The organism is Halobaculum rubrum (assembly GCF_019880225.1).
Taxonomy (GTDB): domain Archaea; phylum Halobacteriota; class Halobacteria; order Halobacteriales; family Haloferacaceae; genus Halobaculum; species Halobaculum rubrum.
Map to the genome: position 1 here is coordinate 1981420 of NZ_CP082284.1, position 24314 is coordinate 2005733.

19 protein-coding genes are annotated in these 24314 nt (G+C 70.4%); 13 read left to right on the forward strand and 6 right to left on the reverse strand.

The features are described from left to right. Positions 1–20 precede the first annotated feature (20 nt). From K6T25_RS10270 to K6T25_RS10280, 3 genes are all read left to right on the forward strand, one after another. Entirely contained in the window at positions 21–740 is a 720-nt protein-coding gene (locus tag K6T25_RS10270; RefSeq protein WP_222913795.1) for a DICT sensory domain-containing protein, read from the forward strand. 76 nt (positions 741–816) lie between these two features. Next, the gene (locus K6T25_RS10275) at positions 817–2370 is read left to right on the forward strand and encodes a COG1361 S-layer family protein (protein WP_222913797.1); all 1554 of its coding nucleotides are present in this window, start codon (positions 817–819) and stop codon (positions 2368–2370) included. Then, positions 2367–4910, forward strand: a complete 2544-nt coding sequence (locus K6T25_RS10280) for an efflux RND transporter permease subunit (RefSeq protein WP_222913799.1) — start codon at positions 2367–2369, stop codon at positions 4908–4910. Before K6T25_RS10275 ends, K6T25_RS10280 begins: the two co-directional genes overlap by 4 nt. A gap of 59 nt (positions 4911–4969) precedes the next feature. On the opposite strand, the gene K6T25_RS10285 is transcribed toward K6T25_RS10280, so the two are convergent. Continuing rightward, positions 4970–5278 (reverse strand): acylphosphatase, encoded by a 309-nt coding sequence (locus tag K6T25_RS10285; RefSeq protein ID WP_222913801.1) that lies wholly within the window; start codon positions 5276–5278, stop codon positions 4970–4972. Between the two features lie 211 nt (positions 5279–5489). Between K6T25_RS10285 and K6T25_RS10290 the strand changes: the two genes are divergently transcribed. The 7 genes from K6T25_RS10290 (at position 5490) to K6T25_RS10320 (ending at position 15542) form a co-directional block, all read left to right on the forward strand. Then, positions 5490–6395, forward strand: coding sequence for a DMT family transporter (locus K6T25_RS10290; protein WP_222913802.1), 906 nt, complete (start codon positions 5490–5492; stop codon positions 6393–6395). A gap of 249 nt (positions 6396–6644) precedes the next feature. Further along, positions 6645–8006, forward strand: coding sequence for a phosphohexomutase domain-containing protein (locus K6T25_RS10295; protein ID WP_222913804.1), 1362 nt, complete (start codon positions 6645–6647; stop codon positions 8004–8006). A gap of 65 nt (positions 8007–8071) precedes the next feature. Further along, positions 8072–9223, forward strand: coding sequence for a BMP family lipoprotein (locus K6T25_RS10300; RefSeq protein ID WP_222917989.1), 1152 nt, complete (start codon positions 8072–8074; stop codon positions 9221–9223). A 167-nt stretch (positions 9224–9390) separates the two neighbouring features. Then, positions 9391–11079 (forward strand): ABC transporter ATP-binding protein, encoded by a 1689-nt coding sequence (locus K6T25_RS10305; RefSeq protein ID WP_222913807.1) that lies wholly within the window; start codon positions 9391–9393, stop codon positions 11077–11079. Continuing rightward, positions 11072–12340, forward strand: a complete 1269-nt coding sequence (locus tag K6T25_RS10310; protein WP_222913809.1) for an ABC transporter permease — start codon at positions 11072–11074, stop codon at positions 12338–12340. Before K6T25_RS10305 ends, K6T25_RS10310 begins: the two co-directional genes overlap by 8 nt. Further along, on the forward strand, positions 12337–13449 hold the full coding sequence (locus tag K6T25_RS10315; RefSeq protein WP_222913810.1) for an ABC transporter permease: 1113 nt from the start codon (positions 12337–12339) through the stop codon (positions 13447–13449). The genes K6T25_RS10310 and K6T25_RS10315 overlap by 4 nt, the downstream gene beginning before the upstream one ends. A 722-nt stretch (positions 13450–14171) precedes the next feature. Then, positions 14172–15542 carry a geranylgeranyl reductase family protein gene (locus K6T25_RS10320; RefSeq protein ID WP_222913813.1) on the forward strand — a complete coding sequence of 457 codons (1371 nt, stop codon included), beginning with the start codon at positions 14172–14174 and terminating at the stop codon, positions 15540–15542. A gap of 343 nt (positions 15543–15885) precedes the next feature. Here the strand turns inward: K6T25_RS10320 and K6T25_RS10325 are convergent, their stop codons facing one another. The 3 genes from K6T25_RS10325 to K6T25_RS10335 form a co-directional block, all read right to left on the reverse strand. Continuing rightward, the gene (locus K6T25_RS10325; RefSeq protein WP_222913815.1) at positions 15886–17166 is read right to left on the reverse strand and encodes an amidohydrolase; all 1281 of its coding nucleotides are present in this window, start codon (positions 17164–17166) and stop codon (positions 15886–15888) included. A 109-nt stretch (positions 17167–17275) separates the two neighbouring features. After that, complete coding sequence (locus K6T25_RS10330) at positions 17276–17722, reverse strand: universal stress protein (protein ID WP_222913817.1); 447 nt, start codon at positions 17720–17722, stop codon at positions 17276–17278. A 101-nt stretch (positions 17723–17823) separates the two neighbouring features. After that, entirely contained in the window at positions 17824–18150 is a 327-nt protein-coding gene (locus K6T25_RS10335; RefSeq protein ID WP_222913819.1) for a DUF7964 domain-containing protein, read from the reverse strand. Positions 18151–18311: 161 nt separating this feature from the next. Here K6T25_RS10335 and K6T25_RS10340 point away from each other — a divergent pair, with 161 nt between their 5' ends. Then, positions 18312–19973 carry a flippase activity-associated protein Agl23 gene (locus K6T25_RS10340; RefSeq protein WP_222913821.1) on the forward strand — a complete coding sequence of 554 codons (1662 nt, stop codon included), beginning with the start codon at positions 18312–18314 and terminating at the stop codon, positions 19971–19973. Between the two features lie 295 nt (positions 19974–20268). Here K6T25_RS10340 and K6T25_RS10345 read toward each other — a convergent pair whose 3' ends face one another. Then, positions 20269–21225, reverse strand: coding sequence for a transcription initiation factor IIB (locus tag K6T25_RS10345; protein ID WP_222913823.1), 957 nt, complete (start codon positions 21223–21225; stop codon positions 20269–20271). 262 nt (positions 21226–21487) lie between these two features. Here K6T25_RS10345 and K6T25_RS10350 point away from each other — a divergent pair, with 262 nt between their 5' ends. Together K6T25_RS10350 and K6T25_RS10355 are read left to right on the forward strand one after the other, a co-directional pair. Then, on the forward strand, positions 21488–21910 hold the full coding sequence (locus tag K6T25_RS10350) for a DUF7961 family protein (protein ID WP_222913825.1): 423 nt from the start codon (positions 21488–21490) through the stop codon (positions 21908–21910). Between the two features lie 3 nt (positions 21911–21913). Continuing rightward, complete coding sequence (locus tag K6T25_RS10355) at positions 21914–22567, forward strand: METTL5 family protein (RefSeq protein WP_222913827.1); 654 nt, start codon at positions 21914–21916, stop codon at positions 22565–22567. Positions 22568–22597: 30 nt separating this feature from the next. Here K6T25_RS10355 and K6T25_RS10360 read toward each other — a convergent pair whose 3' ends face one another. After that, the gene (locus K6T25_RS10360) at positions 22598–24301 is read right to left on the reverse strand and encodes a rhomboid family intramembrane serine protease (protein ID WP_222913829.1); all 1704 of its coding nucleotides are present in this window, start codon (positions 24299–24301) and stop codon (positions 22598–22600) included. Positions 24302–24314 lie beyond the last annotated feature (13 nt).

Consider the following 24314-nt stretch of genomic DNA (forward strand, 5'->3'; position numbering starts at 1 on the left):
TGTAGCGAGTTCCAACCCTGATGTCACTTCGGGCAGTCATCGACGCCGTCGAGGGCCGAGAGAAACGCCTGACGGTGTTCGATCCGCCGACCGACGACGCGGTCGCGGAGCTGCGCGAGTACTTCGCCTCCCAGGCCGTCCGGATCGAGGAGGGCACGACCGACAGCGGCCTCTCGGGGTACGTCGTGCTCTCCGACGAGCACGACGACGAGGTGCTCGCGGCGGTCGACCTCCGGCATCTCCGGGGCGAGGTCGCGGTCGGGCCGGGCGAGCGGAGCGCGTTCGCGCCCATCCTCGAACACCTCGACGAGGCGACGTTCACATCGTACGACCTCGGCCAGATGATGGCGGCGACCCGGGAGATGGAGGACCGGGCGTGGCGTTCGGGGGCGGGCGAGCTCCACGCCGGCTTCCAGCGCGTCGACGCGATCCGCGCGCAGAAGGGCGTCTACGAGGACCTCGCGACCAAGGAGATCGACATCCACGCCTACTGTGGCCCGAGCGACGACGCACCCGAGATCGAGGGCGTGTCGATCCACCGGGAGGACGCCGACGAGATCAGACGCTCCTGGTTCGTCGCGTTCGACGGCGGCGGCGACCCCGGCGACGCCTGTCTGCTCCTCGCCGAGGAGCGGGGCGACCCCGCCGACCGACAGTTCTACGGGTTCTGGACCTACGACTCGACCACCGTCGCGACGGTGATCGACCACCTCCAGGAGACGTACGCGATCACCGCGTAACGATCAACGCGTCGACCGCGTGTCCCGGTTTCAAACAGGTTATATACGTCCCTGACTGAACGTTCAGACAAGACCGATGTCACGCCGCCCACAGACGCTGTTGATCGCAGCCCTACTGATCTTCTCCGCGGTCGGCGCGGGATTCGTCGGCGTCGCGGCCGCGGACGAGGACCCCCGATTCGAGACCGATGTGGCCGAGCCGGTGCTCCAGCCCGGGACGACCCAGGAGCTCACCGTCGAACTCACGAACGACGCCGCCGACCGCGACGACGACGTCGAGCCGGCGCTCGACGTGAACGCCACGGTCGGCGATATCGACGGGATCGACGTCCTCTCGTCCACGAGGGACCTCGGCCGAATGGGCGACGGCGCCACCCGGTCGGTGACGGTACAGATCGACGTCGCGGCCAACATCCCCGGCGGGGAGCACCGCGTCCCGATCACCGTCAAGTACCGCGACGAGGACGACGAGGACGAGGTGCTCACGACGACGGTGTACGCGACAGTCCGCGTGCAGGAGCGTGCCCGATTCGAGCTCGAAGACGTCGAGTCGGCCGCTCCGGTCGGCGGATCGGGGACCGTTTCGGTGACGATCCGCAACGTCGGCAAGGAGTCGGCCCGGAATGCGGTCCTCTCGCTCCAGTCCGGTAACGGCGACCTCACGTTCGGCCGGTCGGCGAGTGCCCGCCGGTTCGTCGGCATGCTCGGTCCGAACGAGACCCGGACCGTCGAGGTCGACGCGACGCTCGTCGAGTCGGCCGAGACGCGCGAGTACGCGGTCGACGCGACCGTCGAGTACGAGGCGGAGGGCGGCGCGTCGGCCACCTCCCGACCGCTCTCGTTCGGCGTACTCCCGCTGCCCGAACAGACGTTCGGTGTCGACGACCTCGCGAGCACCCTCCGGGTCGGCGAGGAGGGGCAGGTAACCGGCACCGTGACCAACACGGGTGAGCGGACCGTGACGAACGCCGTCGTCCTGTTCGAGACGACGAACCCGAACGTCTCGCCGCTGGAGTCCGAGGTCGCCGTCGGGACGCTCGACCCCGGCGAGTCGACCGAGTTCGCGTTCGACATCGAGGTGTCCGACGCCGCGGAGGCGGGACCGCGCCAGTTCACGCTGCGCGTCCAGTATCGTGACGACGAGGGCACCCGCAGGACCGGCGATTCGATCGACGCGCCGGTCTCGATCGCCCAGTCCCGCGACGAGTTCGCCGTGAGCGCGGTCAACGGAACGGTCGAGGTCGGGAGCGGCGGGACGTTCACCCTCGAGGTGACGAACAACCGCGACGAGCCGGTACGCGACGTGTCCGCGAAGCTGTTCCTCGATGGCCCGCTGTCGTCGGGGGACGACGAGGGGTTCATCGACGCGATCGCCCCCGGCGAGACGAGAGAGGTGACGTTCGACCTCTCGATGGCCGGGAGCGCGATCGCCGACAAGACGTACCCCGCGAGCGTCGACTTCCGGTACGAGACCGGCGACGGTGATACCCTGATCTCCGACACCTACGAGGTGCCGGTCGAGGCGGTCGCGCCCAGCGGGAACGGCCTGCCGCTCGGTGCCATCGGCGTCGCGGCGGTCGTCGTCGTTCTCGGGATCGCCGGCGCCGTCTACCTCCGGCGCAACAGATGAGCGGCGAGGGGGTCACCGCCGCGGTCGCCACGGAGATCACGGAGCGTCCCGGCCGGATCGTCGCGGCGTTCCTGCTGCTCACGCTGGTGTTCGCCGGCGGGCTGGCGAACGTCTCGACGGCCGCCGGCACGGAGCAGTTCACTTCGGGGATCCCTGCAGAGGAGGCACTGTCGGACATCCAGCGGGACTTCGGTCCGTCGTTCGCCGACGACACCGGCTCGACACAGCTCGTCCAGCGGGACCGGAACGTCCTCTCGAAGCCGGCGATGCTGCGAATGCTCGAGGCGCAGTATCGGCTGCAGGAGACGGACGGCTTACGCGTGGTCGGCGTGTCGTCCCCGGCGGCGACGGTCGCACGGACGATCGATCCGAACGCGACCACGACAGAGGCGCAGATCCGCGCGCTCGAACGGTCGACCCCCACGGAGATAGATCAGGCGGTCCGTGAGAACGCGGATAACCCGGCGTTCACCGGCGGCGTGTCCGACGACTTCAACGCCGAGTCGGCCTCTGCGTCGGCCACGATCGGCGTCGTGACCCACGAGATACCGGGCGCCGGCGGCGGCGGTGCGGCGGCCGGGCAGAGCGGTTCCAGCCCGCTGACCGATATCCAGCTCCGGAGCCAGCGCGTCGTCGACACCGTCGGCGGCGACATCACCGTCTTCGGGTCGGGGATCATCTCCGCGGAGTTCTCGTCGGTGATCACCGACTCGCTGCTCATCGTCACGCCCGCGGCGGTCCTGTTGATCATCGGCTTCCTGATCGTCGCCTACCGCGACCTCATCGACCTCCTGTTGGGGTCGTTCACGCTGCTGTTGGCGGTCGTGTGGACGTTCGGGTTCCTCGGGCTCGCCGGGATCCCGTTCAGCCAGATGATGATCTCGGTGCCGCCGCTGCTGCTGGCGGTCGGGATCGACTTCGGTATCCACGCGGTGAACCGCTACCGGGAGGACCGGGCGGAGGGCTACGGCGTCGAGGACGCGATGAACCTGGCAGTTCGGCAGCTTCTCGTGGCGTTCTTCATCGTGACGGGGACGACCGTGATCGGGTTCCTCGCGAACCTCACGTCGGACCTCGCGCCGATCCGGGAGTTCGGGCTGGTCGCGGCCGCGGGCATCCTGTTCACGTTCCTCCTGTTCGGCGTGTTCCTCCCGGCCGCGAAGGTGCTGATCGACCAACGTCGCGACGTCATTCCCATCCCGACGTTCTCCCAGGCGCCGCTCGGCGCCGAGGGGACCGGACTCGCGAGCGTGCTTCGGGTCGGCGTCTCGGTCGGCGACCGCGCGCCGCGGGTGTTCCTCGCGCTCGTGCTCGTTCTCACGGCGGTCTCGGGCGGCTACGCGGCGGGGATCTCCACGTCGTTCTCACAGGAGGACTTCCTCCCGCCCGAGGAGACGCCCGACTACCTGGAGGAACTCCCCGAGCCGTTCGCGCCCAGCGACTACACCGCCGTCGCGACGCTCAACTTCCTCGAGGAGAAGTTCACCGCGAGCCAGGGGGGATCGGTCACGGTCTACGTCGAGGGCGATATGGAGGACCCGACGAGACTCGAGGAGATCCATCGGATGGGGAAGGATCCGCCGAGCACGTTCGTCTCCGAGGACGGGCGCGCGGAGTCACGAAGTATCGTGACGGTCATCCGACAGCGCGCGGCGTCCGACCCCGAGTTCCGCCGGCTCGTGAACCGGAACGACCGGAACGCGAACGGCGTCCCCGACGACAACCTCGGGGAGATCTACGATTACCTGCTGTCGTCGTCCTCGCGCGAGCAGGCGCTGCAGTACCTCGCCGAGGACCGACGGAGCACACGGGTGGTCTACTCGACGGAAGCCGACGCCGACCAGTCGGCGGTGACGGCCGACGGACGCGCGGTCGCCGACCGCTACCGCGACACCAGCGGCGTCGCGGTCGCGACCGGCGGAACCGTGGTGTTCGCCGCCGTGTCTGACCTGATCTTCGTCTCGGCCGTCCAGAGCCTCGCCGTGGCGCTGTCGCTCACGGTTGTGTTCCTGGTCGTCATCTACGGCGTGATCGAGGGCTTGCCGTCGCTCGGCCTCGTCAACACCCTCCCGATCATCGCGTCGGTGGCGCTCGTGGCGGCGACGATGCGGCTCGCGGGCATCGCGTTTAACGCATTCACGGCGACGATCCTCTCGTTGACGATCGGCTTGGGGATCGATTACTCGGTTCACGTCGTCCACCGCTTCATCGACGAGCGCGGCGACCACGACCTCTTCACCGCGCTGGAGCGGACCGTGCGCGGGACGGGGGGCGCGCTCCTCGGGAGCATGCTCACGACGACGACGGGGATCGGCGTCCTCGTGTTCTCGGTGCTGAGCATCCTCGGGCAGTTCGGCACGCTCACCGCGCTGTCGATCCTCTACTCGTTTCTCACGTCGATGTTGGTGCTCCCGTCGGCGCTGGTGGTCTGGGACAGCCTCAAAGGTCACGACCCCGATCGGCCGGTCGAGGCGAAGCCGGGGCTGTCGATGCCGTTCTTCGGCGGCGGCGACCGACCGGAGCCGACGAGCGCGGACTGACGGCGAACGGCGAGCGGAGCGAGCCGTGAGCCAAAGTGACCCGCGAGACGGCGCGGCCGCTATCGCCGGATCGTGAAGCCGCGTTCCCCCTCCGGGTCGTCGTACTCGACCGCGACGTCCTCGACGAGCGCGCTCGGACTCCCGGTGTGACACCACTCGACCAGTTCCTCGACCGCCTCGCGCGGTCCCTCGAACACCGCCTCGACGCGCCCGTCGTCGAGGTTGCGAACCCAGCCGTCGAGGTCCAGTTCGCGCGCAGTATCGCGGGTGTTCGCCCGATAGAAGACACCCTGTACTCGCCCGGACACGAACACGTGTGCCCGGACGCGGTCCGTCGCGTCGCCGCTCGTTCCTGCGTCGTCGCTCATACCCGTCGCTGAGCGACCGAGGCTGGAAAAGCCGGCGAACGTCCGCAAGCCGGGACGCGAGCGGGACGGTGCCGGGCGGGTGGAGGTGCGTTCGCGACCCGCCGCCACGACGCGTCGGGATCGCGAACGATTCAAGCCCTCAGCGACACGCTCTCGACGAGATGCCCGTACGGATCCGACTTTCGACCGACCTCGTCTCCCCGGTCGGACCGTGACTGCCTCGGTCGGGAGCCGTCGGTACGTGGCCGCGCTCGCGCCGCTTGCCGCGGCGGCGATCTGGGGCGGGATGTACGTCGTGAGCAAGTGGGGGTTCGACCTGATCCCGCCGCTCACGCTCGGGTTCCTCCGCGTCGTCGTCGGCGCCGTCGCGCTGTACGCGGTCGTCCGCGCACGCGGCGTCGCGGTCGACCGGGCTGACTACCGTGGCTTCGCCGTCCTCGGCGGGTGGGTGGCCGTCACCATCGCCAGCCAGTTCCTCGGCACGGAGCTGACGAACGCCAGTCAGGGGTCGCTGTTGACAGTGTTGACACCCGTTTTCACGGTCGCCCTCGGCGCGGCGGTGCTCGACGAGGAGGTGACCCGCCGCTCGGCCGGCGGGATGGCGCTCGCGGCCGTCGGCACGCTGCTCGTGCTCGCTGGCCAGTACGACCTGACCCGTCTCGGCGGCGGAAGCGCCGCCGGTGTGGGCGCGCTCGTCCTCGCGAGCCTCGCGTGGGCCGGCTACACCGTCTGGGGCGTGCCGCTCGTTCGGAAGTACTCGGCGCTCACGGCGGCGACGTACTCCTGTCTCGCCGCTTTGCCCGTGCTTGCGGTGCTGTCGGCCGCGGAGCTGGCGGTCCGGGCGCCGCCGCTCGCGGCGATGCTGTCGCCGGGCGCGCTGCTCGCCGTCGCGTACCTCGGCCTCGGATCGACGGCGGCGGCGTGGTACCTCTGGTACAAGGGGCTGGAGACGGTGTCGGCGGGCACCGTCGCGGCGTTCTTCTTCGCCCAGCCGCTCGTCGGCGCGGCGCTCGGTGCCGCGCTGCTCGGGGAGGCGATCGGTCCCTGGTTCGTCGTCGGGGGGGCGACGATGGCCGCGGGGATCTGGCTGGTGAGCACTGCCGCCGACGGGATCTGACCGGCGCCGACGGTCGACCCATCCCGACGCCGGCGGCTTGCCATGGGGCTGACAGGCGACGGCGTCGCCACGTGTCGGCTCCCCGGCGCGTGCCGTCGCACACCCGCTCCCGCGCCGGGGCCGCGGTCAGGGCATCGGGGAGTGTGGTCCCGGCATCGAACTTGAATCCTCGCCGGCGACTGCCGTTGCCTCCGTTCAGGGTCGGATCGGGACCGGGGAAGTCTTGGGCACCGCCACGGACGATGCGGTATGGATCTGTTCGGAACCGCCGGCATCCGCGGCGACGTCACCGAGCGCGTCACGCCGGAGCTCGTCCTCGACGTGACCCGGGCGCTCGGCGACCACGCGCGAGAGGCCGGCGACCGGGAGTTCGTCGTCGGGCGGGACGGCCGTGTCACCGGCTCAGCGCTGGCTGCCGCCGCCGAGGCGGGCCTCGCGTCCGCCGGGGCGGAGGTCCGCCGGATCGGTCAGGTGCCGACGCCGGCGTTGGCGTTCGCCTCGCGGGGGCGCCGCGGCGTCATGCTCACCGCGTCGCACAACCCGCCGACCGACAACGGCGTCAAGGCGTTTGTCGACGGCGTCGAGTACGGCGAGGCCGCCGAGACGGCCGTCGAGAACCGCGTCGACGACGGGGCTGACCCGGCGGACTGGGACGAGTGGGGCGACGGCGTCGACGAGGACGTGCTCGACGCGTACCGCTCGGCGGTCGTCGAGTACGCCCGCGAGTTCGGCGCCGACTCCGAGGGCGTCCGCGTCGCCGTCGACTGCGGCAACGGGATGTCCGCGCTCGCGACCCCCCAAGTGCTCCGGGAGCTGGGAGCCGACGTCGTGACGCTGAACGCGACCGTCGACGGGCACTTCCCCGGTCGGGAGTCGAAGCCGACGCCGGAGTCGCTGTCCGACCTCCGGGAGTTCGTCGCCGACGGGGCCGCGGACTTCGGAATCGGCCACGACGGCGACGGCGACCGGATCGTCGTCGTCGACGCCGACGGCGAGGTCGTCCACGAGGACACGGTGCTGGCGATCCTCGCCGAGCGGTACGTCCGCGCGAGCGACGCCGCGGATCCGGTCGTCGTGACGACGCCGAACGCCTCGGGTCGTATCGACGAGCGCGTCGATGCCGCGGGCGGGCGCGTCGAGCGCGTCGCGCTGGGCTACCTCCACGACGGCATCGCCTCCGTCCGGGAATCCGGCGGCGACGTGGCCTTCGCGGCCGAGCCGTGGAAGCACGTCCACACCGCCTTCGGCGACTGGATCGACGCCGTCGCCAGCGCGGCGCTGATAACCCGTCTCGTCGCCGACGACGGGGTGGCGGGGCTCCGTGAACCGGTCACCGAACGACCGTACCGCAAGGTCAGCGTCGAGTGCCCCGACGACGACAAGGCCGCCGCGATGGACCGGCTCGCGGAGACGCTGCCCGCGGCGTTCCCCGACGCCGAGGTGGACCCGGAGTACGGCGTCCGACTCACGTTCCCCGACGCCTCGTGGACGCTCGTTCGGCCGTCCGGCACCGAGCCGTACGTCCGCGTGTACGCGGAACACGACGACGTGGACCCGTTCGTCGAGGAGGTCGCCGGCGCCGTCGAGTCGGCGGTCGAAGCTGTCAGCTGAGACGATACTCGGCGGGCGGATGCGACGATTTTAACCCCTCAACCGCCGCGATTGCGGGTATGGACATGGACACTGACCGGTTCGACAGGCGGAAGTTCGTGAAGGGCGTCGGCGCGGCGAGCCTCGTGGGGCTCGCGGGCTGTTCGGGCGGCCCGGAGTCGGGCGGCTCGGACGACGGGGACACCGAGGCGTCGACGCCGGCGGCCGACGGCGAGGACACCGAGGCGTCCGAGACCGATGCGTCCGGCTCGGACACGACGAACATCGGGATGGTGTACGCGACCGGCGGGCTCGGCGACGGCTCGTTCAACGACCAGGCCCAGACGGGGATCCAGCAGGCCGCCGAGGAGTTCGACCTCTCGTACGACGAGTCCGAACCCGATTCGGTGTCGCAGTTCAGCACCTACCAGACGCAGTACGCGCAGTCGACCGACCCCGACTACGACCTCGTGTCGTGCATCGGCTTCTTGCAGGCGGACGCGCTCTCGGAGACGGCGCCCGACTACCCCGAGCAGGACTTCATGATCGTCGACAGCGTCGTCGACGCCGACAACGTCCGCTCGTACACGTTCAAAGAGCACGAGGGCTCGTACCTCGTCGGCCAGCTGGCCGGGCTGCTCACGAGCCAGTCGTTCTCCGCGGGCGACTCCTCGACGCAGGGCGACTCCACGAACGTCGGCTTCGTCGGCGGCGTCGAGTCGTCGCTCATCGCGAAGTTCGAGGCCGGCTTCACCGCCGGCGCCAAGGCCGCCAACGAGGACATCGACGTGCAGACGACGTACACCGGCAGCTTCTCGGACCCCTCGGCCGGCCAGGAGGCCGCGCTGTCGATGTACAGTTCCGGCGCCGACATCGTCTACCACGCGGCGGGTAACACCGGGACCGGCGTCTTCCAGGCCGCCCGCGACGAGGGCAAGTTCGCAATCGGTGTCGACCGCGACCAGTCGGTGACCACCGACTACCAGGACGTCATCCTCGCGTCGATGGTCAAGCGCGTCGACACCGCGGTGTACAACGCCGCGGAGGCGACCGTGAACGGCAACTTCGAGGGCGGCACCGCGACCAGCCTCGGCCTGGCCGAGGACGGCGTCGACATCGTCTACGGCACCGGACTCGGCGACCAGATCCCCGACGAGGTGACCTCGGAGGTCCAGTCGTCGCGTGAGGCCATCGTCGACGGCGACATCTCGGTCCCGCAGAACCCCGACGACGTCTGAGCCGCGGAAGCGACTCCGCGGTAGGCGTCGGCGCCCCGTATCGATACTCGCTCGATCTCTCGCATCCGCCGATACCGTGTGGTATCCCGGCTGACAGTCCGGTTTCCTGAACGGTCGTTCCGGCGAAACGCGCCGTTTATCCCGTCCCCGCCGAAACGCCCGGTGACATGACGGAGGCCGTCCGCCTCGACTCGATTACGAAGCGCTTCCCCGGCGTCGTCGCCAACGACGACGTCACGCTCTCGGTCGAGCGGGGGACGGTCCACGCCCTCCTCGGCGAGAACGGCGCGGGCAAGACCACCCTGATGAACGTCCTCTACGGGCTGTACGAGCCCACCGAGGGCGACGTGTACGTCGACGGGGACGGCCTGACGTACGAGGAGGGCGACGAGGACCGCGGGGGCGACGACGGGCTCGCCGCGATCGCCGACGCGCCGCGGCGGTTCGACTCCCCCGGCGACGCGATCGACGCCGGGGTCGGGATGATCCACCAGCACTTCATGCTGGTCGACCCGATGACCGTCGCCGAGAACATCACGCTGGGCAACGAGCCGCGCAAGTGGGGCGGCCTCTCCGTGGATCGCGGGGCCGCCAGAGACGCCGTGCTGGAGCTGTCGGAACGGTACGGCTTCGACGTGGAACCGGGCGCGCGCATCGAGGACGTCGGTGTCGGCGTCCAACAGCGCGTCGAGATCCTGAAGGCGTTGTACCGCGGCGCGGAGGTACTCATCCTCGACGAGCCGACGGCCGTGCTCACCCCGCAGGAAGTCGATGACCTGTTCGAGGTGCTCGAGGAGCTGACCGACGCGGGGAAGACGGTCATCTTCATCACCCACAAGCTGGGCGAGGCGCTGGAGGCGGCCGACGAGGTGACGGTCCTGCGCGACGGCCGGAACGTGGGGAGCGTCGAGACGGCGGGGACGACCCGCGAGGAACTCGCGGAGCTGATGGTCGGCCGCGAGGTGGTGCTGGAGACGGAGATGTCCCCCGGAACCCCCGGCGAGACGGCGCTCTCGGTCGAGGACGTCACCGCCCTCGACGACCGCGACGTGGTCGCCGTCGACGACGTCTCCTTCGCCGTCCGCGAGGGGGAGGTGTTCGGTATCGCCGGCGTCGATGGCAACGGACAGTCGGAGCTCGTGGAGGTCGTCACCGGCCTCCACACCCCCGCCGAGGGACGCGTCGAGCTCGCGGGTCGCGACGTGACGGACGCCTCTCGCCGGGAGCGAACCCGCGCGGGCATGGCGTACATTCCCGAGGACCGGCAGGACCGCGGGCTCGTGATGGACTTCGACCTCACCGAGAACGGCGTGCTCGGCTCCCAGCACGACGCCCCGTTCGCCGAACGCGGCCGGCTCGACTGGGACCGTGCGGAGGGCCACGCGGACGCGATCATCGACGAGTTCGATGTCCGTCCCCCGGACGCCGGCGCCGAGGCGAAGTCGCTGTCGGGCGGCAACCAACAGAAGTTCATCGTCGGCCGCGAGTTCGCGCGCGACCCGTCGTGTCTCGTCGCGTCGCACCCGACTCGCGGGGTCGACATCGGGTCGACGGAGTTCATCCACGACCGGCTCGTCGATCTGCGCGACGAGGGCCGGGCGGTCCTTCTGGTCTCCTCGAAGCTCGACGAGGTTCGCGGCCTCTCGGACCGCCTCGCGGTGATGTACCGCGGGCGGATCGTCGACGTGGTCGATCCCGACGAGGTGACCGAGGAGCAACTCGGACTCATGATGGCCGGCGAGCGTCCCGACGACGTCCCGCGCGCCGAGCGCGTCGCCGTCGGGGCCGGCGGGTCGACGGCTTCGACCGACAGCGGGGCCGCATCCGGCGACGACGCGGAGGTGACCGATGACTGACGCCGACGGGGGTGGATCGGACGGCCCGGACCACTCCCGACTCTCCCGTGCGGGGCTGTTCGACGCGCTCGATCGGCTCGTCGCCGCGAGCGCGACCGAGCGGCTGCTCATCTCGGGGTCGGCGCTGCTGTTGTCGGTAGCGATCGGCTTCCTCCTCATCCTCGCTGCGGGACGGATGACTACCTGTTCGTCGGCGGCGTACTCGCTGTTGGGCGTCGGCTTCTGTTACGACCCGTTCGTCGTGTACGACAGCCTCTTTCTCGGCGCGTTCGGCGACTTCCTCGCGAACCCGCTCAACGGACAGTTCGCCACGACGGTTTCGGAGACGACCGTGCTCGTGTTCACCGGGATCGCCGTCGCCGTGGCGTTCAAAGCCGGCGTGTTCAACATCGGCGGGCAGGGGCAGCTCGTGTTCGGTGCGCTCGCGAGCTCGCTCGTCGTGTACTCGCTCTCGGGCGCCGTGTCCGGCGTCGTGGGCACCCTCGTCCTCGTTCCGCTGGGGCTCGCGGTCGGCGCGTTCGTCGGCGGGATCTGGGGCGCCATCCCGGGCGCGCTGAAGGCGTACGCCGACGCCAACGAGGTGATCACGACGATCATGCTCAACTTCGTCGCCACCTCCTTCGCGCTGTATCTCGCCTCGGGGCCGTTCAAGGCCCCCGACAGCTTCGCCAACCAGACGCGGACGCTCCCCGAGTACGCGCTGTTCCCGCAGCCGCTGTTCCCCGGGCGCACCGACGCCTCGCTGCTCGCGCTCGCGCTGGCGATCGTCGTGGCCATCGGGATCGCGTACCTGCTGCGCGGCACGTCGTTCGGCTACGACGTGCGCACGAGCGGCATCCAGCCCGAGGCCGCAGAGTACGGCGGCGTCGACGCCGCGCGCACCGTCGTCACCTCGATGGCGCTGTCGGGCGCGCTCGCCGGCATCGGCGGCGCGGTGTACGTCCTGACGATCGCGGGCAACTTCCAGACCGGCGTGCCGGACTACGGCTTCGACGGCATCACCGTCTCCATCCTCGCCGGCAACAACCCGGTCGGCGCGATCGCGGCGGCGCTGCTGTTCGGCGTGCTGAAGTCCGGCTCCATCGTCGTCGACGTGGGGACGGACGTGCCGCCGCAGCTGGTCGGGGTCCTCCGGGGACTCATCGTCCTGTTCGTGGCGATGCCGGAGTTCTTCCGGATGATCGGCCAGCGCGTCGACGTGCGCGACCGGTTCGGCGGGAGTCGCGACGCCGTCGCGACCGACGGGGGTGAGGAGGCGTGAGCGTCGCCGCCGCCGTCGACAGGCTCGGGACCCGTGCACGGATCGCGGCGGCGACCGTGGTCGTCGGGGTGCTCGCGGCCGTCGGACTCGCGCTCGCCGGCCACGCCGACGTGTTGCTCGCCGTCCTCGGACTGCTGTTCCAGAAGTCGACGCTCGCGGCCGCCCTGCGGCTGTCGGTGCCCATCGCCTTCGCGGCGCTGGGGGGTATCTTCGCCGAGAAGTCCGGCGTCATCAACATCGGACTGGAGGGGCTGCTCATCGTCTCGGCGTTCGGCGGGGTGTACGTCACCTCGACCACCGGCTCGGTGTGGCTCGGCCTCCTCGGGGGCGTGCTCGCCTCGTCGCTGTTGGCGCTGCTGTTCGCGATCGTCTGTATCGAGTTCCGCGCCGACCAGATCATCGCGGGACTGGCGATCTGGCTCATCGCGCTGGGGATCGCCCCGTTCGCCTCCACGGTCGTGTTCGGGTCGACGAACGCGAGCGCGGGCGCGACGTTCCCCGGGATCGATCAACTCCTCGCGAACAGCGGGATCCCGGTCGTCTCGACGACGGTCGTCGCGGGGCTGGAGGCGCTCGCGGGGATCCCCGTCGTCGGCGCGCTGTTCGAGGCGTCGCCGATGGTGTATCTGATGTTCCTCGCCGTCGGCGCGTCGTGGTGGACCCTCAACCGCACTTCCTTCGGGCGCTGGGTTCGCGCCTCCGGCGAGAACCCGCGGGCGCTCGACACGGCCGGCGTCGATGTGTCCCGGGTGCGCTACGCGGCGGTGATCCTCTCGGGCGTGCTCGCGGGCGTCGGCGGCGCGGCGCTGTCGCTGTCGCTCGGGCAGTTCGTCGGCAACGGCCCGACGATGGTCAACGGGAAGGGGTTCATCGCCATCGTGACGTACCTGCTGGGCAACTACAACCCGATCGGCGCGATGCTGTCGACGCTGCTGTTCGCGGGACTCGACGCGCTCCAGCTGTCACTGCAGGGACAGAACGTGCTCGCGATCCCGCGGCCGCTCGTGCGGACCATCCCGTACGTGTCGGTCATCGTCGTGCTCGCGCTGTTCGGCCGGACGCGGCTGCCGGAGGCGGCCGGGGAGCACTACGAGTCCGGCGAGGAGTAGCGTCGTCGGAGCGAGGCCGCGAACGAAGCAAGCGGCCGAGCGAGACGACGGCCACCGGCGGCGAGGTCCGTGGGCCGAGCCGCACAGAACAGTAGCGAGCGAACGAGGTCTCGCGGGTCGTTCCTCCCCGCTCGCATCGAGGCCTCACTCCTCACGGCTCGCTTCGCTCGCCGTTCACCGTCGCGGTCTCACGTTCGTTCGACCGCGCACCGTTCGGCCTCGCACTCCTCACGGCTCGCTCCGCTCGCCGTTCACCGTCGCGGTCTCACGTTCGTTCGACCGCGCACCGCTCGGCCTCGCACTCCTCACGGCTCGCTCCGCTCGCCGTTCACCGTCGCGGTCTCACGTTCGTTCGACCGCGCACCGCTCGGCCTCGCACTCCTCACGGCTCGCTCCGCTCGCCGTTCACCGTCGCGGTCTCACGTTCGTTCGACCGCGCACCGCTCGGCCTCGCACTCCTCACGGCTCGCTCCGCTCGCCGTTCACCGTCGCGGTCTCACGTTCGTTCGACCGCGCACCGCTCGGCCTCGCACTCCTCACGGCTCGCTCCGCTCGCCGTTCACCGTCGCGGTCTCACGTTCGTTCGACCGCGCACCGTTCGGCCTCGCACTCCTCACGGCTCGCTCCGCTCGCCGTTCGCTCCGGGACGCTCGGTCGCGTTGCTCCCTCCCGTCCCGCACGGACCGATCGGCTTTTTCACGGCCCGCCCGTGACTCCGTGTAATGACCACCCACGAGCCCGACATCGTCGTGGTCGGCGCGGGGACGGCGGGCTGTTACGCCGCCGCCACGGCCGCCGATGCGGGCCTCGACGTCGTCATCGTCGAGCGAAAAGACGAGGAGGAGGCGGGCCACATCGCCTGCGGCGACGCGCTCAAGGGCGCCGACGAGTTCCCCGAGTCCATCCCGAAGTCCGAGCTCGACTCGGCGTTCACCAACACCGGCGTGGACCACGGGCGCTTCGAGATCCCGAGTCACGACACGGTGTTGGAGATCCCGATCCCCGGCGAACTCGCGGTCATCGACCGCTGGGAGTACGGCCGGAACGTCATCGCGGGCGCCGAGCGGCGCGGGGTCGAGTTCCACTACGACACCGTCGTTCAGGACGTAACCCAGACGGACGACGGCCGGGTGACGGGCGTCCGTGCGAAACGGAAGGGCGACGTCGTCGAGTACGACGCCGAGGTGACCATCGACGCCGCGGGCGCGCTGTCGATCCTCCAGGACAAGGCCGACCTCGCGGACGCGACGTTCGACACGAACGTCTCGTTCTCGCAGTTCTGCTCGGCGTACCGCGAGGTCGTCGAGGTGCCCGAGCCGGTCGACTACGACGACGCGCTCGTGTTCAAGCCGACGAAGCGCGCGGCGGGGTACCTCTGGTACTTCCCGCGGACGGACACCGAGATCAACGCCGGCCTCGGCTTCCAGATGAACGAGGAGCCGATGAAGCTCGTCGACGACCTGAAGCAGGACCTCCGGAACCGTCCGGAGTTCGAGGGCGCGGAGGTAACCGACAAACTCGGCGCGGCCCTGCCCACCCGCCGGCCGTACGACTCGGCGGTCGCGCCGGGCTTCATCGCCGCCGGCGACGCCGCGGGCCACGTCAACCCCACCACCGGCGGCGGCATCGCCGGCGCCGCGTACGCCGGGAAGTACGCCGCCGAGCAGGCGGTCGAGGCCATCGACGCCGGCGACGTGAGCGAGGAGGCGCTGTGGCACTACAACGAGCGCGTGATGGGCCACTTCGGCTCCCGCTACGCCGCCCTCGACGTGTACAACATCCTCTCGACGGCCGTCGACGTGGACGAGCTGATGGGCCTGCTCGCGTCGCTGCCGGGCGAGAGCCTCGCGGAGGCGCTGTACTCCGGCAGCGCGTCGGTGAAGCCGCGGCTCGTCGCCGAGGTGATCAAGGACAGCTACGGCCACTGGGGCCAGATCTGGGAGTTCTACAAGACGAAGCGCGTCGCCGACGACCTGATGGACCACTACGGCCGCTACCCGACGCGACCCTCGGCGTTCGAGCCGTGGCGCGACGAGCGCGACCGGCTGATGGAGCAGGTGTACGACGTGACCGGCGCGGACCCGAAGTACTAACCGACCACTTTTCGCGGGGGCCTCGCGCGCCTTCGACGCGCTCGATCCCCGCCAAACCCCGTCGATGCTGCAGGAACGCGAAGCGTTCCTGCTGCTAACCAGACGCCTGCGGCGTCTGGTGATGCGGTCGGATTCAAAGAATCCGACTGCTAATCAGAATCGCAAAGCGATTCTGATGATGATCAAAAGGCCGCTCGCTCGGGTCGCCGAAGGCGACCCTCGCTCGCGGTGGACCGCGTAGTGACGACCGCCCGAACCGCGACTGGAGGCCGTTACTCGCTCAGGACGAACGTCGGGACCGCGACGGAATCCGTATCCGAGATCCCCGGCGTGAGGGACCGCCTCAGGGCCGTCTATCGGCGATCTCCAATACCGCGGCCGTGAGGAAGTCGACGCCGATGTCGAGCGACTCTTCCTCCACGTCGAACGTGCTCGTGTGGTGACCGCCGGGGTGACTGGTGCCGATCCCGACGTACGTCGCGTAGCCGCCGTTGTCCTGTACGGTCTGCATCATGTACGTCGCGTCCTCGCTGCCCCCCAGTTCGTCGCGCTCGATCACGTTCGTCACGCCGTCGATATCGCCGGCGATCTCGGCGATCGGCGCCGCCAACTCCTCGTCGCTGGTCGCGGAGGGAGCGCGTCCGAGCGTCTCGACGTCCACGTCGACCTCGTGCATGTCGGCGGCCGACTCGATGACGCGGTGGGCCTTCCCGTCCATGTACTCCATCAGCTCGGTCGTGCCGCCGCGCACTTCGCCCTCGACGAAGCACTCCTCGGGGATGATGTTCGTCGCGGTGCCGCCGCCGACGATGCCGGCGTTCACCCGGGTCGGGCCGTCGGCGTGGCGGGGGATCCCGTAGAGGTTCTGGATGGCCGCGGCCGCGGCCTGCACCGTGTTTCGCCCCTGTTCGGGGTGGCCGCCGGCGTGGGACGGTTCGCCCTCGAACTCCGCGAGGAAGTGCGAGACGGCGAGGAAGCCGTCGATGCCGCAGATCACCTCGCCGGTCGGGTGGTCGAGGCCCACGTGGGCCGCCAGGAAGTACTCCACGTCGTCGATCAGATCGGACTCGGCCATCGGCTGTCCCCCGACGATCTGCTCTTCGCCGGGCTGGAAGAACACCTTCAGCGTGCCCGCGAAGTCCGAGGCGAGGATCTCGTCGATCAGCCCGAGCCCGAAGGTCGCGTGGGCGTCGTGGCCGCACGCGTGCATGTGCCCCTCGTTCTCCGAGCGGAATCCCTCCTCGGCGGGCACGTGACCGCCGTCCTCGGACTCGAGGATCGGGAGCGCGTCGATGTCGACGCGGACGCCGACGACCGGTCCCTCACCGCGTTCGAGCACGGCGACGGCGCCGGTGTAGCCCCCCTCGATCTCGGCGAGCACGTCCTCGCGCGCGCCGGCCTCGCGAGCGCGCTCGAACCACTCGGCGAGCTCGTCGTCGTCGGGGACGTTCATCCGCTCGCCCCCGAGGATCTCGGGTCCGTAGTGGACCGCGGTGAGATCCCGGGACTCGAGTTCGTCGACGATCCGAGCGGTGGTGTAGAACTCGCACCACGCCGGCTCCGGGTGACGGTGGAGGTCGCGGCGGAACGCCGACAGGTCGTCGTGAGCGACTGTCTGGCTCATACCCGGGTGTCTGGGGCGTTCGGCTTAAACCCGTGTCTCGCGGAACGGTCGTCCGGCTCGGCTTCCTGTCCCAGGGTCGAGGTCGACCCGTCCCGCCGTCGTCGAGCGGTCACTCCTCGTCGGCGTCGTCCGACTGCTGCCGGACCGTGAGTACGGGCTGGTTCGCCGAGCGAACGACGCGCTCGGTCACCGACCCGAGGAGGTAGCGGTCGAGCCCGCGGCGTCCGTGGGTACCCATCACGATCATGTCGATGTCGTTGTCGTCGGCGTACTCGAGGATCGAGCGGTAGGCCGTCCCCGAGGTCACCGACTCGATCACGGGGAGCTCGGCGTCGTCGGCCGCCTCCGAGATCCGGGAGACCGCGTCCTCGCCCTCGGTTTCGAGCGCCTCGGCGACGATGTCGGTCCCGGCCTCGATTGCCGAGTACGCGGTCGCGTCGACGACGTACAGCGCGTGCAGCGTCGCGTCGAAGCGGTCGGCGAGCGTCACCGCGTGCTCGACGGCCGCGTCGGCCGCCGGGCTCCCGTCGGTCGGAACTAGGATGTCGTCGTACATGCAGTCGGACCTACGGCCGCCAGTCGAAAAAGTCGGCGGCTGATTCCGGCGACTGAATCGGGCCGCCGAGGGCGCGCGGCGGCGTCACCACGGACCCACAGTTACTCGGTGTCGACCGATCCGTCCGAGCGGTTCGCGCGGACGGCATCCTCACACGCTCGGAGGGCGTCGTAGCGGTCCTCGTCGTCCTCGATGTCGATCGATTCGACGATCTCCCAGACGCCCTCGAGGAAGTCGATTCCCTTCACCCACGAGTCGGTCGCGACGAGCAGTCCCTCGGCGCCGGCGTCGGCCGCGTTGGCCTCGGCCGCCTCGGAGTCGGTGTCGCTCTCGACGGCGACGGCGAGTTCGATCGAGTCGGCGCGATTCAGCGAGGCGATCTCGCCGTCGGTCAGCGGGCGGCCCGGCAGGGATGCAACCAGCGACATACCCGTCGGTCGGCGACCGCGCGGAATGAGCGTGTCGTATCACAGTGCCGGCCGTTGCTCCCCGTCCACAGTTCGCTCGGATCCGACGCCCGCGTGTCGACTCGCGGTCTCGACCGGGAGAAACCCGAAGACCTACTACCGCGGCGGGGGCACCGCCGGGTATGTCCGACGGCGACGGCATCGACGCGACGCGGTCGAGCGGGCTCGATCGGACCGTTCTCGCGGTCGCGGCCGTCGTCGCGCTGGCGCTCGTCGCCCGCTTCGCGTTCCTCGGCGCCCGCCCGTTCCACTGGAGCGAGGGGCGCGTCGGCTACTGGACGCTCAGATACCTCGACACCGGGGTGTACTCGTACCGGCCGGCCGCCGGCGGTCCGGTCGTGTACCTCGGGACTCGCTGGGCGATCGAGCTCCTCGGCACCTCCGACGCCGCCGCTCGCTCGGCGGTCGCGCTCGTCGGAGGACTGCTTCCCGCGGCCGCGCTCCTGTTCCGTGGCTCGCTGCGGGACGACGAAACGATCGCGTTGTCGGCGCTGCTGGCCGGATCGCCGCTTTTGGTCTACTACTCGCGGTTCCTCCGCGGCGACGTGCTCGCGGCGGCGTTCGGCCTCGTCGTCGTCGGCGGGGTCGTCCGCCACCGAACGACCGGCGCTCGGTGGCCGGTTTATCTGTCCGCGGCGGCGCTCGCGCTCGCGCTCGGCTCCTCCGGGTTCGCGGCCGCGTACCTCCCGCTGTGGCTCGTCGCCGGCGCGCTCGTGCTCGACGAGGCGCGCGTCAAGGGCGTGCCGGCGGCGGCGCACGCGCGCCTCTCGGCCGGCGTCGCGTGGCTTCGTGCGGAATCGACGACGCTCGCGCGCGCGGCATTCGTGTTCTTCGGGGCCGCGCTGTTGGTGTTCGCCCCGCGCGGCGGCGCCGACCTCGGGCTTTGGAACCCCGCGACGCTACCTGCGGCGGTATCGTTCGCGTTCGTCGAGGCACCCGAACGGTTCGTCTCGCTGCGACTTACCGCGCGGCTGACGCCCCCTGCCGACGGCAACGCCTTTCTCCCGGCGGTCGTCGGCTACGCCCGGACGCTCGTCGCGACCGCGTGGCCGGCGCTGGCGTTCGGACTCGTCGGGTTCCTCCGCGACCGCTACAGCGACGACGCGCGCGGCGTCGTCGCCTTCGGCGCGTACGCCGCCGGGTTCGGGCTGCTCGTGTTCCCGATCGCCTCGATGGGCGTGGAGCCGTGGACGGCAGTCCACGTGGTCCCGCTGCTGGCGCTTCCCGGTGCAGTCGGCCTCGCGTGGCTCGCGCGCGTGCTCCGGTCGCGTGCCCGTGTGAGCGATCCCGCGTGGATCGTCGCAGTGCTACTCGTCGCCTCCGCGGGCTTCCTCGGCTACGGCGCGACGGCCGCGGGGGTGTACGCGACTCCCGAACCGGGCTCCGGATTCGGACAGTTCGCCCAGCCGTCCGACGACATCGAGCCGATGATCGCGGCCGCCGCCGCAGCGATCGCGGACGGCGACGGCTCGAACCGTGCGGACGTGGCGTACGTCGGTGACCGGCTGTACACCGACAGTGAGTACGCGCTCCCCCCGGTCGACGCCGCCGACCGCGACGCGTGGGGGGCGCGGCTCCCGCTCCAGTGGTACTTCGAGCGGATCGACGCCGAGACGACGAGCGTTCGCACGGTCGGGGAGTTCGGCGCCGACGTGCCACCCGTCGTGGTCACTACGCCCGACCGTCGCGTCACGGTGAACGCGAACCTCGGCGACGGCTACCGGCAGTACGACGTCCGGCTGGGACTGTGGGACCGACAGATCGTCGTGTTCATCGAGGAGTGAGCGGCGGCTCGTCGGGGAACGAGGCGACGGAATCGACGATCCGGACGCTGGCGGCTCCGTCCGTCTCCGTGGACTACGTCTCAGGTAGTGGCTAACAGGCGGTCATGCGTCGCCGATAAGGCCGTGAATGCTGGCGCTCAACGGGGCGGCGCGCGACGGACGACCGCACACCCGCAAACCGTCGCGCGGCGATAGTCAAGTCACGGCGGAGCTGGTCCCGGTATCGTACAAGAAGGTTCGCGCTCGGCGTCGTCGGATCGATATCCGCCGCCGACGTGTCGGTTCTCGCCGTCGGTCAGCGGAAGCCCATCGCTTCGATCTGTTCCTGATAGCGGTTGCGGATGGTGACCTCGGTGACCTGCGCCACGTCGGCGACTTCGCGCTGGGTCTTCTTCTCGTTACACAGCAGCGACGCGGCGTAGATCGCGGCGGCCGCGAAGCCGGTGGGCGACTTCCCCGACAACAGTCCCTGCTCGGCGGACACGTCGATGATCTCGGTCGCCTTCGCCTGCGTCTCCTCGCTGAGGCCGAGCGCGGAGGCGAAGCGCGGAACGAACTGCTTGGGGTCGACCGGCTTGAGCTCGAGGCCCAGTTCCTGGGAGATGTAACGGTACGTCCGGCCGATCTCCTTCTGTTCCACTCGCGAAACCTCCGCGACCTCGTCGAGCGAGCGGGGGATGCCCTCCTGTCGGCAGGCGGCGTACAGGGCCGCCGTGGCGACGCCCTCGATGGAGCGGCCGCGGATGAGGTCCTCCTTGAGCGCGCGGCGGTAGATGACGGAGGCGACCTCCCGGACCGACCGGGGGACGCCCAGCGCGGAGGCCATGCGGTCGATCTCCGAGAGCGCGAACTGGAGGTTGCGCTCGCCGGCGTCCTTGGTGCGAATGCGCTCCTGCCACTTCCGCAGCCGGTGCATCTGGGAGCGTTTTTCCGAGGAGAGGCTCCGACCGTAGGCGTCCTTGTCCTTCCAGTCGATGGTGGTCGTGAGACCCTTGTCGTGCATGGTCTCGGTCACGGGCGCGCCCACCCGCGACTTCGACTGCCGCTCGGAGTGGTTGAACGCCCGCCACTCCGGCCCCCGGTCGATCTGGCGCTCGTCCAACACCAGACCGCAGTCGTCACAGACCAACTCCCCCTGGTCCGCGTCCATCACGACGTCGTCGCTGGAGCACTCGGGACAGGTGAGCTCCTCGTCCGACTGCGTTTCCGACTCGCCCGCCTCTCGCTGTCGCTGTCGGCTCGGACCTTCCATTAATAAGTCTTCTGTCGCGGCTCGTATTTAACTCTTTTGACGATATCGATCGGCTGATTCCTCCCGAAGAAGTACCGTATACGGGTGTATTGGCGGTTTCAGCGGTGTATGACGAATCGATAGGTATGTGACCCCCGGATCGGCGACAGTGGCTGTCGGGTCCATCGAACGTCGCGTCGTCGGCAAACCGTCCCGTCCGTGCCCGGAAAATAACCATTGAGCATTTACAAACGCTTTTGTATTACCGGACGTAGGTGAGTGTATGAGCACACAGTCGTCAACGCACCTCAGGCAGGCGGTCGCGACCGCCGAGCCGGTCGACGCCGAGCCGGTCACCATCGACGCCGACGGCTTGCAGTCGACAGCCCCCGGCGATCTCCGCGACCTCCGCGCGGCACTGGCCGACGAGGGGTACGTCCCCGCGGGCCTCCGGGTCGAGGCGGAGTTCGGCGCCGACTGCTCCATCGAGACGCAGCGCGAGGTCGACCGCCTTCGCTCGCTCCTGCGGGCCGCGAACCAACTCGGCGCCGGCGAACTCGTCGTCGAGCCCGGGGCGGTCGTCGACCCCGCGAAGGTTCGTCCGGCGCTGGACGCGCTGGCCGAGCGCGCCGACCGCGAGGGCGTCTCGCTGACCGTCGAGGGCGACGTGTCCGCCGGTCGAACCGACGGCGACGGCGGCGCCTGAGGCGTGGCAAGTCGCCGCGGGCTGGAGGGCGAACTGGCCGTCGTCGCCGGCTTCGCCGACCCGACCGCCAGCCTCGAACAGTACCCCACGCCAGCGGACGTGGCCGCCCACGTCGTCCACCTCGCGGACCTCCGCGGCGATGTCGCCGACAGAACAGTCATCGACCTCGGCGCCGGCACCGGGATGTTCGCGCTCGGGGCCGCCCTCCGCGGCGCCGCGAGCGTCGTCGGCGTCGAGCTCGACGGCGGCGCGCTCGCGGTTGCCCGCGAGAACGAGCGCAGGGTCGGCGCCCGAAGCGAGGTCCACTGGGTGTGCGCGGACGCGACGCGGCCGCCGCTCGCGCGCGATCGGCTCTCCGCCGAGCGGCCGATCACCGTGATCATGAACCCGCCGTTCGGCGCGCAGACCGGGAACGACCACGCCGACCGCGCGTTTCTGGAGACGGTGGCCGACCTCGCGGACGTCTCGTACTCGGTTCACAACGCCGGCAGTCGCGAGTTCGTCGAGTCGTTCGCCGCCGACGCGGGCGGCGAGGTCACCGACGCCTTCGCCGCGACGCTCACGCTCGACCGGACGTTCGAGCATCAAACCAGCGAGTCCGCCGACGTGGACGCCGAGGTCTTCCGGATCGAGTGGGACCGCGCAGGCGACACCTGACGGGTGAGGTCGCCACCCGTCGCGAGCGGATCAGCCGTTCCGTCCGCCGTACCGTTCTCTCGTCGCCACCCGTACCCGCGTCGGCGCCGTCGCGTTGCCCCCGGAAGCGTTGCTCGTCACGTCGCCCGCGAGCGCGAACACCGTCCGGCCGTCGCGCACGAACGTCAGCCCGTTCGCCGTCGTGGTCTCGTTTTCGCCCGGAAGCGTGGTCCGCGTGCTCTCGTTCCCGCCCCGCACGAGCAGTTCGAAGCCGGACGCCGTCGGGACCACGGAGACGTTGCGTCCCGCGATTCGTGGCTCCGCGGTCGACGCGTTCGACAGGAACGCGAGCGTCGTCTCGTCGTCGTGGCTCAGCGTCACCCGGTAGGCCGGGCCGTCGCCGCCGACGGTCGTCCAGCCCCGTCGGGTGACGGTGACCGCCTCGCGCCAGCCGACGCCGCCGAGGACGACCCGCTGGCGCCCCGCGAACGCGAGCCGTCCCTTCGAGACGGCGGTCGTCCACACGCCGCGATCGGGGTTGCGGACGACGACGCCGGAGGTGGTGACGCCGGTCGTCTCGCCGAACGCATCCACGTCGATGGCCGACACCATCCCGTTTTCCACGTTTTCCGCGTAGGTGACGCTGTAGCCGCGCACCTCGACCGGGTCGCCGGGGAGCGGGTCGTCGCCGACGGCGACGAGGTTCACCGCCACGGCCGGCCCCGACAGGGCCGCGAGGACGACGAGCAGGACCGCGACCGAGCCGCGCCGCGGGGTGAGGTTCCGCAGCGCCCCGCGGACGGTGTCGGCCGCGGGGGCGTCCCGGTCCACCGCCAGCGCCGCCACGAGCACCGCGGCCAGCGCCACCGCGGCGAGGCCGATTCCACGGAACAGGACGAACGTCTCACCCCCGCGGTACCAGTACACCGCCCACAGCGACTGCTCGACGCCCACGAGCAACGCCCCCAGCGCGAGCCGTCGCGGCCGCGGGAGGTCGTCGCCGCGGGCGGCCGCGAGCCACGTCGCCGCGAGCACGCCGACGAGCAGTCCCAGCGCGTGCCCCTGAATCGCGATGTCGGCCCACCACGGCGTGATGTACGCCGAGCGCCCGCTGGCCTCGACGACCGGCGAGGACAGCGCGCGGTACGTCGTCGAGAGCAGCCCGGACGCCGACAGCGCGACGACCGTCCCCAGCGGGCGGTACACCAACGCGGCGCCGACGAACGCGAAGACGACGCCCGAAAAGCCGATCACCGGGCCGAGCGCGAACGCGCCCGAGACGAGGCCGACGGCGACCGTCGCGGCGGGGAACAGGAGGAACGCCCGAACGTAGGGGGTGTCGCGGAGCGACCCGAACGAGGAGCTGCCGCGCCGGCGCGGGAAATGCCCGACGGCGTACTCGACGAGCGGCGCGACCGCGAGCGTTCCGAGGAGGTTGCCGAGGAGGTGACCGGGGCCGGCGTGGGCGAACCCGGCGACGGCGACGCCCAGCGGCGCGAGATACGACCACGCGCGAAACGGGATCACGACCGGGTTGTACCAGTGATCCCAGCCGCCCTGAACGAACAAGTACACCGCGAGCACCAGCGCCGCCACCGTGAGCGTCCCCCACGGCACGCCGAGGATCAGTCGGTGCCGGACGGGAGAACCGCGGTCGGCGTCCGCGAGGCGGTCCAGCGCGACCGTCGCGACGACCGCGAGGACCGCCGCGAGGACGACCGCCGCGCGGGAGCCGAGCGCGAGGTCGGGATTCACACCGGCAGTCCGG